Genomic DNA, 15,470 nt, shown 5'->3' on the forward strand with positions numbered 1-15,470 from the left:
CAGCCGCCCGGACCGAAGCGGAGGACGTTCGTGAGAGTGCTAGTCGTCGAGGACTTCGAGGTGCTGGCCCGCTCGATCGGCACCGGCCTGCGCCGCGAGGGCATGGCGGTGGACGTGGTCCTGGACGGCGGCGACGCGCTGGAGCACCTGGCGATCACCCGCTATGACGTCGTGATCCTGGACAGGGACCTGCCCGGCGTCCACGGCGATGAGGTGTGCCGGAGCATCGTGGCCGACGGCTGCGGCAGCCGGGTGCTGATGCTCACCGCGGCGAGCACGCTCAAAGACCGCGTCGACGGCCTCGGCCTGGGCGCCGACGACTATCTGCCCAAGCCGTTCGACTTCCCCGAACTCGTCGCCCGCGTGCGCGCCCTGGCCCGCCGCTCCACCCCGGCGACGCCGCCCACCCTGAGCGCGGCGGACCTCACCCTGGATCCGGCCCGGCGCGTCGCGTTGCGCGCCGGGCGGCGCCTTGAGCTCAGCCCGAAGGAATTCGCCGTCCTCGAATGCCTCCTGGCCTCCGGCGGCCGCGCGGTCTCCGCCGAAGAGCTCCTCGAACGGGTCTGGGACGAGCGGGCCGACCCCTTCACCACCGCCGTCAAGACGACCATCCGCCGGCTGCGCGCAAAGCTCGGCAACCCGCCGGTCATCCACACCGTCCGCGAAGGCGGCTACCGGATCGGACACGCCTGATGCGCCCGTACGAGAAGGTCATGTCCCTGCTGCGCCGCAGGCGGCGGCCCATGCTCCGAGCCCAGCTCACCCTGCTGTATTCGGGGTTCTTCCTCGCACTGCTCGCCGCCGTGCTCCTGGCAACCAACCTCCTGTACGGGCACACGGCAGCGCGGGCCCCCGCCGGCGCCCCTGCGGGTGTCGACCACGTCGGCGGCAGCCGCCACTTCGACCTCGCCCCCGCCGCCATCGGGCTGGCCGCCGCTGCCGTTGCGCTCGCCGGAGCCTGGTGGCTGGCCGGACGGTTCCTGCGGCCCCTGCGTGCCATCGCCACCACCGCCCAGGAGATCTCCGCAGGCAACCTCGGCCGCCGCCTCGACCTCGACGGCCGGGGCGACGAGTTCACCGACCTGGGCAGCACCCTCGACGACCTCTTCGCGCGTCTGGAGGCGTCCTTCGAGGCCCAGCGCCACTTCGTGGCCAACGCCTCCCACGAACTGCGCACCCCGCTCGCCGGACAGCGCGCCCTCCTGCAGGTCGCCCTCGCCGACCCCGAAGCCGGCATTGAAGACCTGCGGGGGGCCTGCGAAGAAGCACTGCGCCTCGGCGATCAGCAAGAACGCCTCATCGAGGCGCTGCTCACCCTGGCCACCGGCGAACACGGCGTCGAGGAGTGGGAATCGGTCGATCTCGACCAGATCGCCGCCACCGTCATCGCCGGCCGCAGGCAGCAGGCCGAACGCCGCGGCATCACCATCGACGCCGCGCTCGGCCGGGCACTTGCAACCGGCGACCCCCGGCTCATCGAACGGCTGGTGGTCAACCTCGTCGACAACGCGCTGAGCCACAACACCCCTGGCGGGCACGTCGAGATCACCACGGACCTGGTGGGAGACGAGGCCTGGCTCGCGGTCAGCAACACCGGCCCGGACATCCCCCCTGCCGAGGTCGAGCGGCTCTTCCAGCCGTTCCAGCGGATCGCCAGCCCGCGCGTGCGCCCCGCCGGCGGCCACGGACTCGGCCTCGCCATCGTGCGCGCCATCGCCCAGGCCCACGGCGCCACGCTGACCGCTCGCCCCGGCCTCGAAGGAGGCCTACACGTCGAAGTGGCCTTCCGCTGACCCGTCACCGCGTCGAACTCCCTCTCAGGGACCACAGCATCGCACGGCCCCACATGGCACCCCGTTCGGGTCCCCCAGTACTCCCTTGCCGCACAAGCTGATCTGCCAGGAGTTCCGTACCTCCTGTTCAACGAGGGGTTGCCGCCGGCGGAAGGCCCCTAGGCTGGTGAAGATCCCTCTGACCCAGCTCAGGGGCTGGCCCTGACCGGCGACTTCGAGGGCGTGGTCGGCTTCGGGGCCGCGTTCCGCGCCCACCCCCGTCTACCACGCCTTCACGCTCCACAACCCGGAGCGCCTCGTCCTGGACGTCAGGCACGCCGACCGCTTGCGTGACGCCGCCGTCGGTGAACGGCACACCCGTCCCGCGGCAGCCTGCGCCGCCCCGCGTCACTCGTTCTGCCGTGCGGACGCGGGGCGCCGGGCCGGTTTCCGGGCGCTGTGCTCGAACGGCGTGCTGGGCCGCGGCCTGCGGCCGGAGTCGGGGTGGCCGGAGGCCACCAGGACGATCTCGGCGTACAGCGGCCGCTGACCCCGGCAGCATCCTGCACGCCGTGACGTCGTTACTGCCGTGTGCTGATGCTCATCCGTCGCCGTCCCGGTATTCCGTGCAGGCGTCGACGAGCCAGGTGGCCAGGTAGGACGCGAACGAGGAGCGGACCAGCAGCCAGACGCTGGAGGCCGCCTCACCGCGTACGACCAGGGTGACCGGCGCCTGCGCCAGCAGCGTGTTCAGGCACGAGCCGACGGGCGTCACCCGCGGATCCAGGTCGACGGCGCAGCCCTGGGCGAGCACCGTGCGGACCAGATGCCCGGACAGCGCCAGGGTCGTGCGCTGGGCCGAGACGTCGGTGACGGTGGCGAACTCGTCGCCGATGGCCGCCCGCAGCCGGCCGATGAGGTCGTCGGCCGGCCCGTCGGGGGCGACCAGCAGGCATTCGTCCGGGCCCATCCACAGCGCCTTGACGTCGCCCGACATCTCGGCGCTCACGGGGCCCGGCAGCGTGATGTCCAGGGCCGCCTCGACGGCCTTGGCCGCGGTGCTGCCGGGTTCCACCCGCAGGGTGAGCTGGGTCAGGCAGGGCAGTTCCCGGACCTGCACCCCGGTGGGCAGCTGCGCCAGGGGGTCCTGCCACGCGGCGAGCGGGCTGAAGCGAGTGGGCGTCTCAACCGTCACGGCGAGTTCCCTCCTTGTCGAAGAGCACGGGGTCGGTCACGGTCACCGGGATCGTCCGGCCGTCCAGCGGGACGTAGAGGGTGTCGCCGATGCGCTGGGTTCCGGAGCGCACCAGGGCCAGGGCGAACGTGCGCCGCAGGGCGTCGCTGCGGTAGCTGGAGGTGACATGACCCAGCATGGGGACCGGCGGTGCCGGGATGTCGCTGGTGGCGATGATCTGGGCGCCTTCGGGCAGCAGGAGCTGCTCGTCGGCGGGCAGCAGGCCCACCAGCTGCTTGCGGTCGTCGCGTCGGTTCTCCCGGCGCGAGAAGGACCGCTTGCCGATGAAGTCGGGCTTCTTCTTGGACACCACCCACGACATGCCCAGGTCCTGGGGCGTGATGGTGCCGTCGGTGTCCTGACCGATGATCGGGTAGGCCTTCTCGGCGCGCAGCACGTGCATGGTCTCGGTGCCGTACGGGGTGATGCCGAAGGGGCTGCCCGCCTCGAACAGGGCCTTCCAGACGGTGATGCCGTGCCAGGCGGGGACGTTGATCTCGTAGGCAAGTTCACCGGAGAAGCTGATGCGGCACACCCGCGCCGGGATGCCGGCGACGTCCGCGGCGCGCCAGGACATGAACGGGAAGGCGTCGTTGTCGACGTCCAGGCCGGGGGCCACCAGGGCGAGCACGTCGCGGGAGCGGGGGCCGACCAGGGGGATGGTGACCCAGTGCTCGGTGACGGAGGTGAGGTGCACCCGCAGGTCGGGCCACTCCGTCTGGAGCCACTCCTCCATCCACTCGAGGACCTTGGCGGCGTTGCCGGTGGTCGTGGTGAGCAGGAACTCCTGCTCGGCCACCCGGATGACGGTGCCGTCGTCGAGGGCCATGCCGTCGACGCCGCACATCACGCCGTAGCGGATCCGGCCCACCTTCAGGGTGCTCATCATGTTCGTGTAGAGCCGGTCCAGCAGTACGCCGGCGTCCGGGCCCTGCACGTCGATCTTGCCGAGGGTGGAGCCGTCCATCATGGCGACTCCGGTGCGGGCGGCCCGGCACTCGCGCAGCACCGCCTCCTCCATGGTCTCGTCCGCCTTGGGGTAGTACCAAGGGCGCTTCCACTGGCCGACGTTCTCGAACAGGGCGCCGTGCTCGACGTGCCAGGGGTGCAGCGCGGTCACGCGGACCGGGTCGAACAGCTCCCCGCGGTTGCGGCCCGCGAACGCTGCGAAGGCCACGGGGACGGCGGGCGGACGCAGGCGCATGGTGCCGAGGTCGGCGACGTCCACGCCCAGCGCCTCGGCGACGATGCCCGACGTCATCACGCCGGAGGTGCGTCCCTGGTCGTGGGCGGTGCCGATCGTGGTGTAGCGCTTGACGTGTTCGACCGACCTCAGGCCCGCCCCGGTCGCCCGCAGTACGTCGGAGACGAGGGCGTCGCGCTGCAGGTCGACGAACTGGTGGGCGCCGTCCTGGCCGTCGCGCGGGCTCGGGACCCGCCACAGCACACGGGTGGGCGCTGCATCCGGTTGCGGACTCGTGGCCGGCAGGGCGATCGTCGGGCCGGTCGTGCCGAGCGCCGACAGGGCCCGGCGGGCGGCGTCCGCGCCGTCGGCGAGACAGCCGGCCAGGGTGAACGTCCCCGTGGCCGATCCCGCCGTGCGGACTGCGTCCAGGTCCTGGGCGGGGACGAAGGCGCCGATCGCGGCGTCGTAGCGGAGGCTGCCGCGGGCCTGGCTGAACAGGGCCACGGCCGGGTTCCAGCCGCCGGAGACGAGCAGCAGATCGCAGTCGATGCCCTGCCGGTCGCCGAGTCGGCCCTGGCCGAAGGGGGCGACATGGGCCCGCGAGACGTGTTCGACGCCGCTGGTTCCGGTGACGACATGGCCCGCGCGGATGTCGATGCCCCGCTCGTCGCAGGCGGTGCGCCAGTGGGCCGGCACGTCGTCGCGGGCGTCGATCACCGCGGCGACGCGCACGCCGGCGTCGGCCAGTTCGAGCACTGCCGGGTAGGCGCTGTCGTTGGTGGTGAACACGACGGCCTGCCGTCCGGGCAGGACGCCGAAGCGGTTGAGGTAGGTGCGCGCCGCACCCGCGAGCATGATGCCGGGGCGGTCGTTGTCGTCGAAGGCGACCGGACGCTCGTAGGCGCCCGTGGCGTACACGACCTGTTTCGCGCGGATACGCCAGACGCGCTGCCGTGAGACATGGGCGGGCGCCGCGGCACCGAGGTGGTCGGTGCGCTTCTCCAGGGCCAGGACGAGTCCGTCGTCGTAGTGGCCGAAGGCCGTGGTGCGCCGCAGTACCCGCACGTCGGGGCAGGTGTCGAGTTCCGCGACTACGGCGCCGACCCACTCGGTGGCGGGCCGGCCGTCGAGCAGTTCCTGGCTGCCCAGCAACGAGCCGCCGGGCTGCGGGAGTTCGTGGACGAGGATCACGCGGACGCCGGACCGGGCGGCCGCCAGGGTGGCGGCGAGACCGGCGGGGCCGGCGCCGACGACCAGCAGGTCGCAGTGGGCGTGCATGGTGTCGTAGCGGGCCGGGTCCGGCTCGCCGCTCAGGCGGCCCTGGCCGGACAGACCACGGGCGACGAGGCCGTCGTAGAGCTCCACGGTGGTGGCCGTGAGCATGGGCTCGGGGAAGGGGGCCTCGATCTGCACGAGGGCGTTGGGCTCTTCGACACCTGCGGCCAGGACACCGCGCGGCCTTGCGTACTTGCTGCTGCCGGCCACGTGGTGCACCCCGTTGGCGAGCAGCGCCGAGGCGAGGGTGTCGCCGGGGTGGCCGGCGTAGGGGCGGCCGTCGAAGGTGAACGTGAGGGTGGTGTCGCGGTCGATGTGACCGTGGCCGCGGGCCCGGAACGGGTTGGTCATCAGCTGACCTCCTGGCCCTTGCGCTGGTGTGCGGCAGGTGCGGTGCCGGTGGTGAGGGGGTGCTGGGCGCGGATGTCGTGGACCGCGAGGAACTCGTGGGTGACGGTGTCGCGCAGGGCGTTGAACCAGCGTCGGCAGCCGGCCGCGTGCACCCACCGCTCGGCGAAGGGGCCCTTGGGGTTGTCGCGGAAGAAGACGTACTGGGCCCACTGCTCGTCGTCGAGCGCGTACGGGTCCTCGGGGTAGGCGATGTGCGCCTGCCCGCCGTAGTGGAATTCGATCTCTTCGCGCTGACCGCACCAGGGGCAGGTGATGAGCTGCATGTCGGTCTCCTTGGCTGGGGCGGTGGTCAGTGGGCGACGGCGGCCGCGCCGTGTTCGTCGACCAGGGCGCCGGTGGTGAAGCGGTCGAGGCTGAAGGGGGCGTTGTAGGGGTGCGGTTCGCCGGTGGCGACGGTGTGCGCGTAGGCCCAGCCGACTCCTGGTGTGGCCTTGAAACCGCCGGTGCCCCAGCCGCAGTTGAGGTACAGGTTCTCGACGGGGGTGAGGCCGACGATGGGTGAGGCGTCCGGGGTGACGTCGACGATGCCGGCCCAGGTGCGCAGCATGTGGGCGCGGGCGAAGACGGGGAAGAGCTCCAGTGCGGCGGCCATCTGGCGTTCCAGGATGTGGAAGGAGCCGCGCTGGCCGTAGCCGTTGTAGCTGTCGATGCCGGCGCCCATGACGAGTTCGCCCTTGTGGGCCTGGGAGACGTACACGTGCACGGCGTTCGACATCACCACGGTCGGATGCACCGGTTCCAGCAGCTCCGAGACCAGTGCCTGGAGCGGGTGGCTCTGCAGCGGCAGCCGCAGGCCGACCATGGCGGCCAGCACGGAGGAGTGGCCCGCGCCCGCGAGGGCGACCTTCCCGGCGGCGATACGGCCGCGGGTCGTGCACACGCCCGTCACCCGGCCGTCCTGGACGTCGATCCCGATGACCTCGCAGTCCTGGATCAGGTCGATGCCGTAGGCGTCGGCCCGGCGTGCGAAGCCCCAGGCGACGTAGTCGTGCTTGGCGATGCCGGCACGCGGCTGGTAGGTGGCGCCGAGCACCGGGTGGCGCACGTCCGGCGAGGTGTTGACGATGGGACAGACCTCGGCGACCTCCTCCGGCTCCAGCCACTCGGCGTCGATGCCGTTGAGCTGGTTGGCGTAGACGCGGCGCTTGCTGTCGCGGACGTCCTGGAGGCTGTGGGCGAGATTCAGGACGCCGCGCTGGCTGAAGAGGATGGGGTAGTCGAGGTCCTCCTCGAGGGTCTCCCACAGCTTCAGCGAGTGCTCGTAGATGCCGGAGCTCTCGTCCCAGAGGTAGTTGGAGCGGATGATGGTGGTGTTGCGGGCCATGTTGCCGCCCGCGAGCCAGCCCTTCTCCAGCACGGCGATGTCGGTGATGCCGTGGTTCTTGGCGAGGTAGTAGGCGGTGGCCAGGCCGTGCCCGCCGCCGCCGACGATGACGACGTCGTAGGACGGCTTGGGGTCGGGGTTGCGCCACAGGAAGTCGGGGTGGTCGGGCAGGACGTCACCGGGTGTGGCCTGAGCGTTGTCGTACGGGTGCATCACTGAGCGCCTTCCTGGGCCGCGAACTGCGGGTCGACGGGGTACAGCGGGAAGCGCTCGGTCAGGATCCGGACGCGTGCGCGCAGGGCGGCGGCCACCCGGTCGTCGAAGCCGGGCAGAAAGGCCGTCGCGATGATGTCGGCGACCTCCGTGAACTCCTCGGCGCCGAAGCCGCGGGCGGCCAGGGCGGGGGTGCCGATGCGGACCCCGGAGCTGACCATGGGCGGGCGCGGGTCGAAGGGGACGGCGTTGCGGTTGACGGTGATGCCGATCCGGTGCAGCCGGTCCTCGGCCTGCCGGCCGTCGAGCTCGGAGCGGCGCAGGTCCACCAGGACCAGGTGCACGTCCGTGCCTCCGGTGAGCACGCTGACGCCGGCGGCCTTGGTGTCCTCGGCGAGCAGCCGCCGGGCGAGGATGGCGGCGCCCTCCAGGGTGCGGCGCTGACGGTCGGCGAACTCCGGCTGGGCGGCCATCTTGAAGGCCACGGCCTTCGCCGCGATGACGTGTTCCAGGGGGCCGCCCTGCTGGCCGGGGAAGACGGCGGAGTGATCTTCTTGGCGAGGTCGGCGGTGGACAGGATCACCCCGCCGCGGGGGCCGCCGAGGGTCTTGTGGGTGGTCGTGGTCACCACGTGGGCGTGCGGCACGGGCGAGGGGTGCAGGCCCGCGGCGACCAGGCCGGCGAAGTGGGCCGCTCGCGGGTCGGGGGTCTGGACAGTCATGAGGACTCCCTCGAACGAAACCGGACGACTAGTCGTCGAGTGATGGGAGACTGAAAGGCGACTGATATATCAATGGCTCCGTTGCGATACGCTAGGAGAGTGGATCGGGCCACGTCAAGGGAGGGATGTGGGTGTGACGTCGTCGACCTTCGCCGCCGAGAGACCTGGAACGCTGGCCGACCAGGCCTATCGCTCCATCGCGGACCGTCTGGTGACCCTCCGGATCCGTCCCGGCGAGCCGATCAACGACGACCGGATCGCCGCCGAGCTCGGCTTCGGGCGCACCCCGGTCCGCGAGGCACTCAAGCGGCTGGAGCACGAACGCCTCATCGTCGCCTACCCCCGGCGCGGAACCTTCGCCACCGAGGTGCAGATTGCCGATCTCGGCCACATCTCCGAAGTACGCCTGCAGCTCGAGCCCCTCGCCGCGGGCCTGGCCGCCGAGCGGGCGAGCGACGCCGACCGCGCCGAACTCACCCGCCTGCTCACGCGGCTGGCGAAGTCGTCCGACAGCGACGACGACCTGATCCGGCTCGACATGACCCTGCATCGAGCGATCTACGCCGCCACCCGCAATCCCTACCTCGAGGACACCCTGATCAGGTACGACAACCTGGCCACGCGGATCTGGTGCCTCTTCCTCGACCGGCTGCCGGGACTCGCGGGGCATGTGCACGAGCACGGACCGCTGCTGCGCGCCATCGTGGACCGCGACGCGGAGAAGGCCCGAGCGCTGGCCGCCGGCCACGTGGAGGGCTTCGAGACGGCGATCCGCGGCGTCATCTGATCACCGGCGCGGGCGAGAACGGTTTCTGCTGGACGACCGGAACGAAGGGGGCGATGGATGCGGGTCGATCAGATTTGGCGGTATCCGGTGAAGTCGGTGGGCGGTGAGCGGCTGACCGACGCCGCGGTCGGTGCGCTGGGCATCGAGGGGGACCGGAGCGTCGCCGTTCACGACGAGCGGGACGAAGTCACCTGGGCCGGAGCGATTCCGGCGCTCATGCGGCTGCGGGCGGTCGCCGTCGGGCCGGGCCTGGCCGAGCTGATCCTGCCGGACGGCCGGCGGTTCCGCTCCGATGCGCCCGACGCCGCCGACCGGCTCAGTGCCGCGGTCCAGGCCAAGGTCACCCTGGCCGAGCACCGGCCGCCGCACCCGCCGCACGCCGCGCTCCATGTGATGACGACGACGGCGCTGCGCAGCCTGGGAGCGGCGCTGCCGGACAGTGCGCTGGACGCCAGCCGGTTCCGGCCCAGCCTGGTGCTCGACGACGTCCCCGGCGAGGTGGACGGCGACCGGGCGGGCGGGTACCCCGAACACGAGTGGATCGGCCGCCGGATGGCCATCGGCTCACTGCGGTTGCGTTTCACCGAGGGATGCGACCGCTGTGTGATGATCACCAAGGAGACTCCGACCGTCCCGCACGACCGCTCCGTGCTGCGCTGGGTCGCCCGCGAGCTGGGCAACACCCTCGGCGTGTACGCGGCGGTCGAGACGCCGGGCCGGGTCCGTGTCGGCGACACGGCGCGCTGGCTCTGAGGGTGGGTCCGACTTCCCTGTGGGCCCGGGCGGCAGGCGCACGCCGGGCCTCCTCAGGAGGTGGCCTCGTCGAGGAGTTCCAGTACGTGCCGGTAGGGGCGGCCGGTGGCGCGCGTCATGCCCATCTCGCAGGTGCGGTTGCAGGAGGCGTACGCGTCGTACGCGCCCGAGGTGATCTCGGCCGCCTGGGCTGCCGTGGCCGCCGCGGTGATCTCCGGGTGGAGCAGGCCGCGGTCGCCGGCGAACGCGCAGCAGCCCCAGTTCTCGGGAACGGTGACCGTGTCGCTCACGGCCGCGGCCACGGCGCGCAGGGAGCCGTCGATGCCCAGGTGCACGGTGGAGCAGGTCGGGTGCAGGGCGAGGCCGGCCAGGCGGCGGGGTTCGGGCAGGGCGGGCAGCAGGTGCTCGGCGGTGAAGACGACGCTGTCGACGAAGCGCAGGGAGGCGAAGCGGGTGCGGTCCGGTTCCGGGACCGCGTCGAGCAGTTGCTCCAGACCGTGGGTGCACGAGGAGGCGTCGCAGACCACGGGCAGCCGGCCGTGGTCGCTCGCCTCCCACAGCGCCTCGAGCGTGCGGGCGGCCATCGTGCGGTGCCCGGCGGTGTACCCCTTGGACTGCCAGGGTGTTCCGCAGCACAGGCCCGCCAGCCCGCTGGGCACGGTGACGGGAACGCCTGCCCGTTCGCACAGCCGTAGGAAGGCGGCCGCCGCGCCACCTGTTTCCCCGGTGGCCGCCTCGGGGGCGAAGACGCTGCCGATGCAGGCGGCGAAGAACACCGCGCGTGCCGTCGCGGGCCGCCGGGGCGCGGGGCGGGGCGGGCCACCGCGCGGGATGTCGTCGCTCCAGGCGGGCACGAGTTCCCCCGCCCCGAGCCGCCGCACGGCCCCGGTGGCGGCACGCAGCGCGGGGGCGGGCAGGGCGTGGGCGGTGTCCAGCGCGGCGCGCACGCCCTTGACCGCCGTGCCCCAGTGCCGGGCCGCGGCGTTCCCGGCGCGCTGCGCGGTGGCGCCGTGGCGTTCGGCGCGCAGGCGCTTCATGACCGCGCCGGTGTCGATGGTGACCGGGCAGGCGGTGACGCAGAGGCTGTCGGCCGCACAGCTGTCGACGGCCGCGTAGGCGTAGTCGGCCTCCAGGACGCGGCGGCGTTCGTCGTCACCGGCGGCGGTGGCCAGCGCGATCTCGCGCTGGAGGGCGATGCGCTGACGAGGTGTGGTGGTGACGTCCGCGCTGGGGCAGACGGGCTCGCAGTAGCCGCACTCCACGCACGCGTCCACGGCGGGGTCGACCTTCGGGACGCTCTTGAGGCTGCGCAGGTGCGCGGCCGGGTCGTCCTCCAGGAGCACACCGGGGCTCAGGACGCCGTGCGGGTCGCACAGGCGCCTCAGCTCGCGCATCACGTCGTGCAGTTCGTCGCCGTACTGGCGGCGGACGAAGGGGGCCATGGCGCGGCCGGTGCCGTGCTCGGCCTTGAGCGTGCCGCCGGCGTCCAGGACCAGGTCGACCATGGCGTCGGTGAACCGGGCGTAGCGTTCGGTCTCCTGGGCGGAGTCGAAGTCCTGGGTGAGCATGAAGTGCAGGTTGCCGTCGCGGGCGTGCCCGAAGATCACCGCGTCCTGGTAGCCGTGCCGGTCGAAGAGGCCGATCAGGCCCTCGCAGGTGCCGGTCAGCCGTTCCATCGGCACCGCGATGTCCTCCAGGAGCGCGGTGGTGCCGGGACGGCGCGCGCCCGCGACCGCGGTGTACAGGCCCTTGCGCAGATGCCAGAGCCGGGCCCGCACGCGCGGGTCGCGGACGAGTGCCGTGCCGGTGACGGCGGGCAGGCGGTCCAGGACCGGCTGCGCGGTGGCCACCCTCTCCTCCAGCAGTTCGGCACTGTCCTCGGCGAACTCGACCAGCAGGGCGGCGTGCCGTTCGACGCGCAGGCCGCGCAGTTCGTCCACGGGATCCGGGGACTGCTGGGCCACGCGCAGCGACGCGGCGTCCAGGAGTTCGGCGGTGCGGGCGCCCGCGGCCAGCAGTGCGGGCAGCGCGTCGGTGGCGTCGGCGAGTCCGGGCAGCACCAGCAGGCCCGTGGCGGTGTGCGGCAGGAGGGGGACCGTACGGAAGACGGCTTCGCCCACGAATCCCAGGGTGCCCTCGCTGCCGATCATGAGGTGGGCGAGGATGTCGGCCGGCTCGGAGTGGTCCAGGAACGAGTTCAGGCCGTACCCCATGGTGTTCTTCATGGAGAACAGCCGCTCGATGGTGGCGCGTGACGCGGCCGAGGTGCGGACGCGGTCGCGCAACCGCAGCAGTCCCGCGTGCAGTTCGGGCTCGCGGGCGCGCAGCGCCTGGTCGGCGTCGGGGGCCGCGGTGTCGACCACGGTGCCGGAGGGCAGCACGAACTGCAGGGACTCCATGGTCCGGTAGGCGTTGTCCTGGGTGCCGCAGTTCATGCCGCTGGAGTTGTTGGCCACCAGGCCGCCGATGGTGCAGGCGGACTCGCTGGCCGGGTCGGGGCCGAGCCGGCGGCCGTACCGGGCGAGGCGCGCGTTGGCCTGCCGTACCGTCAGGCCCGGTTGCAGCCGGATGCGCCGGCCCTCGTCGAGGATCTCGGCGGTGCGCCAGTGGCTGCGGACGTCCACGAGGATGCCGTCGCCGCCCGCCTGACCGGCCAGGCTGGTGCCGCCCGAGCGCAGGGTCAGCGGCAGTCCGGCCGCGCGTGCCCCGGCCATCAGGGCGCCGACCTCGGCCGCGGACGCGGCGCGCACGACGGCCCGCGGCGTGAACAGGTACGGCGACGCGTCGTGGGCGGCCGCGATGCGGCGGGGCAGCTCGGTGCTCACCCTGGCCGGGTCGCTGACGCACCCGGCCAGGAGTTCGGCGAGACCGGCGGCCGGGGCGGGCGGTGTGGCGGCGGTGCGGCTCATGGGTCCTCGGTGCTGGAGTGGGAGGTCAGGGGGCGATCCGCAGCAGGCGCGGCGGTCGTGCGGCGGGTTCGGGCAGACGCAGGGGCGCCCGGCCCGGGGTGATGCTGCCCAGCAGTGTGGCCCGGCGCGCTCCGGTGCCCGACGTCAGTGTGCCGGGGAGGCCGTGGGCGGTGAGGAAGCCCAGGATCGCGAAGGCAAGGGCCTCCTTGGCGTCGGAGGGCAGGCCCAGGTCGTCGCTGGGGCGCAGCGGCACGCCGGGCAGTTCTTCGGCGATCATGCGCATCAGCACGGGGTTGCGGGTGCCGCCGCCGGAGGCGACCAGCTCCGTGACCCCGTGGGCGCGGCAGGCGTCGGCGACGGTGACGGCGGTCAGCCGGGTCAGGGTCGCGAGTACGTCGTCGGGTCCGGGGGCGGGCGTGGGCAGTGCGTCCAGCGCCCTGTGCAGGTAGGGCAGGTGGAAGTGTTCCTTGCCGGTGCTCTTCGGGGCGGGCCTGCGGTAGTAGGGGTCGTCCAGCAGGATGCGGAGCAGCTCGGGGTGGGTGTGGCCGGCGGCGGCCCGGCGTCCGTCCTCGTCATAGGCGGCGGCGCCGTCGGTGAAGTGCCGTACGGCCGCGTCCAGCAGGGCGTTGGCCGGGCCGGTGTCGAAGGCCAGCGGCTCGGCTCCCTGCGCGAGGACGGTGACGTTGGCGATGCCGCCGAGGTTGAGGGCCGCGGGTGCGCCGGGGAGGGCGCGCAGCAGGAGGGTGTCGGTCATGCCGACCAGCGGGGCGCCCTGCCCGCCCGCGGCCACGTCCCTGCTGCGCAGGTCGGAGACGACCGGCAGCCCGGTGGCCTCGGCGATCCAGGCCGGCTGGCCGAGCTGGAGCGTGCCGCGGACGGTGCCGTCCTCGACCCAGTGGTGCATGGTCTGGCCGTGGGAGACCACGAGGTCGGCGTCGCCGTCGCACAGGTCGCGCAGGGCGCGTTCGGCGGCGTCGGCGAAGGCCTGTCCGATGCCGGTGTCCAGGGCGCACACGGCCTGGGTGGTCGTGGTGGCCGGCGGCAGGGTGGCGGCGATCAGGTCCCGCACCTCGTGCGGGTAGGGGACGGACAGATGGCCGAGGGGACGCAGCAGCAGGGTGTCGCCGTCCAGGGTGAGGTCCGCGGCGGCGGCCTCGATGGCGTCGTAGGAGGTGCCCGACATCAGGCCGATCACACGCACGGCGTCTCCCGGTGTACGTTCCGCCACGCCGGCGGGGTCGGTTGCGGCACGGTTGTTCTCCTCCAGGTGTCGGTGCGGGGCCGCCGTGGTGGCGGCCCCGCACCGGGTGGTCACTCCTGGCCGGCGGCCACGACCCGGTCGGGGCCCAGGCCCGGCTCGTCGTCGCCCGCGGGGATCTCGGCGATCTCGGGGGCACGGTGGAACAGGCTCATCAGGCCACCGACGACCAGGGTGATCAGCACGCCGAGCGGCACCAGCCACTGGGCGGCGATGGCCGTCGGCACGGTGGCACCGGCCACGGTCACGTCGATCTTCACGTCGCGCACGATGTACGTCATGACGCCGACCGTCACCAGGAACGCCACGATGGAGTCGATCTCGTTGGCCCGGCGGACGAGCCGGCCGAGCAGGAACGCGCCGAGCAGCGCGCCGTAGGTGTAGCCGGCGATGGTCAGGCCGGTGAGGTAGACGTTGCCGGTGCTGGTGCTGAAGGCGCAGGCGAAGATCGCCATCAGCACCGCCCACACCAGCGTCATCACGCGGGCGAGCTTGAGCAGGAACTCCTCGGAGGGCGTGCCGCGGAAGAAGCTGTGGATGATGTCGGCGACCGTCGAGTTCGACATGGAGTTCAGCGCCGAGGACAGCGAGCCCATCGCGGCGCCGAGGATGCCCGCGACGAGCAGGCCGGAGATCACCACGGGCAGCCCGTGCAGGATGAAGTTCGGGTAGAGGTTGTCGGAGCTGGTCAGGCCCAGGTCCTGGAAGCTCTTGCCCTGGTTGTACGACCACAGCAGGGCGCCGACGAGGGAGAAGGCGGCGAACTGCAGGGTGACGAAGACACCCGAGGCGATCATGGCCTTCTGGCCGTCGCGCAGCGAGCGGGTGGCCAGGACGCGCTGGACGATCAGCTGGTCGGAGCCGTGGCTGGCCATCGCGAAGATCGCGCCGCCGATGATCGCGGTCGGCAGGGCGAACGGGCTGGTGAGGACGTGCGCCAGATCGAAGTTCGTGTCGAAGAGCTTGAAGTGGCCCGTGTGCAGGGCGCTGGAGAATCCGTCACCGCCGACGTGGCCGGAGAGCACGGCGATGGCGAGGATCGCGCCGCCCAGGTAGAGGCCCATCTGGATGGCGTCGGTCCAGATGACCGCCTTGATGCCGCCGAGGTAGGTGTAGACGACGGTGATCAGGGTGAGCACGATGATGATGACCCGGTAGCTGGTGTGCACGCCGAACTCGTCGAGCAGCAGCTTGATCGGGATCGCGGAGGCGAACAGCCGGACGCCCTCGGCCAGGAGCCGGGTGAAGACGAAGGTCACCGAGGCGAGACCCTGGAGTTTCAGCCCGAATCTGCTGCCCAGGTACTGGTAGGCGCTGACGAAACCGCCCCGCTTGTAGAGCGGGATCAGCACGGTGGCCACCACCACACGGCCGATGACGTAACCCAGCGCGAGTTCGACGTTGCCGAAGCCCTGTCCGCTGTACGCGCCGCCGGGGACGCTGATGACGGTGAGCACGCTGGTCTCGGTGGCCACCACGGAGAACGAGACGGTCCACCACGGCATGTGTCCTTCGCCGACGAAGTAGTCCTTCGACGTCTTCTGGCGGCCGGCCAGGCGCAGTCCGATCATGGCGATCGCCACCAGATAGACGACGACCACCACGAGGTCGAGTTGGCGCACGCTCA

At 72.3% G+C, this 15,470-nt stretch carries 10 protein-coding genes and 2 pseudogenes; 5 read left to right on the forward strand and 7 right to left on the reverse strand.

The window, feature by feature from the left end; all coding sequences use genetic code 11:
- The first annotated feature begins 30 nt into the window (after positions 1–30).
- From IE318_RS04870 to IE318_RS04880, 3 genes are all read left to right on the forward strand, one after another.
- Complete coding sequence (locus IE318_RS04870) at positions 31–693, forward strand: response regulator transcription factor (protein ID WP_189896745.1); 663 nt, start codon at positions 31–33, stop codon at positions 691–693.
- A complete protein-coding gene (locus tag IE318_RS04875) occupies positions 693–1,793 on the forward strand; it encodes a sensor histidine kinase (RefSeq protein WP_229903338.1) in 1,101 nt (366 codons plus the stop codon). The genes IE318_RS04870 and IE318_RS04875 overlap by 1 nt, the downstream gene beginning before the upstream one ends.
- A 325-nt stretch (positions 1,794–2,118) precedes the next feature.
- Positions 2,119–2,322 (forward strand): hypothetical protein, encoded by a 204-nt coding sequence (locus IE318_RS04880; RefSeq protein ID WP_189896747.1) that lies wholly within the window; start codon positions 2,119–2,121, stop codon positions 2,320–2,322.
- A gap of 51 nt (positions 2,323–2,373) precedes the next feature.
- Here the strand turns inward: IE318_RS04880 and IE318_RS04885 are convergent, their stop codons facing one another.
- The 4 genes and pseudogenes from IE318_RS04885 to IE318_RS04905 all read right to left on the reverse strand — a co-directional run.
- Positions 2,374–2,967, reverse strand: a complete 594-nt coding sequence (locus tag IE318_RS04885; protein WP_189896749.1) for a sarcosine oxidase subunit gamma — start codon at positions 2,965–2,967, stop codon at positions 2,374–2,376.
- Positions 2,957–6,141 (reverse strand): annotated as a pseudogene (locus IE318_RS04890) (sarcosine oxidase subunit delta family protein). Before IE318_RS04890 ends, IE318_RS04885 begins: the two are co-directional and overlap by 11 nt.
- 26 nt (positions 6,142–6,167) lie before the next feature.
- On the reverse strand, positions 6,168–7,415 hold the full coding sequence (locus tag IE318_RS04900) for a sarcosine oxidase subunit beta family protein (RefSeq protein ID WP_189896757.1): 1,248 nt from the start codon (positions 7,413–7,415) through the stop codon (positions 6,168–6,170).
- A pseudogene (locus IE318_RS04905) lies at positions 7,415–8,106 on the reverse strand (serine hydroxymethyltransferase); the annotation flags it as partial. The gene IE318_RS04900 and the pseudogene IE318_RS04905, both read right to left, overlap by 1 nt.
- A gap of 163 nt (positions 8,107–8,269) precedes the next feature.
- Here IE318_RS04905 and IE318_RS04910 point away from each other — a divergent pair.
- Together IE318_RS04910 and IE318_RS04915 are read left to right on the forward strand one after the other, a co-directional pair.
- Complete coding sequence (locus IE318_RS04910) at positions 8,270–8,923, forward strand: GntR family transcriptional regulator (RefSeq protein ID WP_189896759.1); 654 nt, start codon at positions 8,270–8,272, stop codon at positions 8,921–8,923.
- Between the two features lie 57 nt (positions 8,924–8,980).
- Positions 8,981–9,676: an MOSC domain-containing protein gene (locus IE318_RS04915; RefSeq protein WP_189896762.1), complete on the forward strand. Its 696-nt coding sequence runs from the start codon at positions 8,981–8,983 to the stop codon at positions 9,674–9,676.
- Positions 9,677–9,729: 53 nt separating this feature from the next.
- On the opposite strand, the gene IE318_RS04920 is transcribed toward IE318_RS04915, so the two are convergent.
- The 3 genes from IE318_RS04920 to IE318_RS04930 all read right to left on the reverse strand — a co-directional run bounded on the left by IE318_RS04920 (position 9,730) and on the right by IE318_RS04930 (position 15,465).
- Positions 9,730–12,585 carry an FAD-binding and (Fe-S)-binding domain-containing protein gene (locus IE318_RS04920; RefSeq protein WP_189896764.1) on the reverse strand — a complete coding sequence of 952 codons (2,856 nt, stop codon included), beginning with the start codon at positions 12,583–12,585 and terminating at the stop codon, positions 9,730–9,732.
- A 25-nt stretch (positions 12,586–12,610) separates the two neighbouring features.
- Positions 12,611–13,786 (reverse strand): anhydro-N-acetylmuramic acid kinase, encoded by a 1,176-nt coding sequence (locus IE318_RS04925; RefSeq protein WP_189896767.1) that lies wholly within the window; start codon positions 13,784–13,786, stop codon positions 12,611–12,613.
- Between the two features lie 110 nt (positions 13,787–13,896).
- The gene (locus tag IE318_RS04930) at positions 13,897–15,465 is read right to left on the reverse strand and encodes a sodium:solute symporter (RefSeq protein WP_189896769.1); all 1,569 of its coding nucleotides are present in this window, start codon (positions 15,463–15,465) and stop codon (positions 13,897–13,899) included.
- Positions 15,466–15,470: the final 5 nt, after the last annotated feature.

The organism is Streptomyces spiralis (assembly GCF_014654675.1).
GTDB lineage: Bacteria > Actinomycetota > Actinomycetes > Streptomycetales > Streptomycetaceae > Streptomyces > Streptomyces spiralis.

Coding starts and splice junctions, on each gene's coding strand:
- IE318_RS04875 (WP_229903338.1), top strand. CDS start 693: ATGCGCCCGTACGAGAAGGTCATGTCCCTGCTGCGCCGCAGGCGGCGG.
- IE318_RS04900 (WP_189896757.1), bottom strand. CDS start 7,415: ATGCACCCGTACGACAACGCTCAGGCCACACCCGGTGACGTCCTGCCC.
- IE318_RS04915 (WP_189896762.1), top strand. CDS start 8,981: ATGCGGGTCGATCAGATTTGGCGGTATCCGGTGAAGTCGGTGGGCGGT.
- IE318_RS04920 (WP_189896764.1), bottom strand. CDS start 12,585: ATGAGCCGCACCGCCGCCACACCGCCCGCCCCGGCCGCCGGTCTCGCC.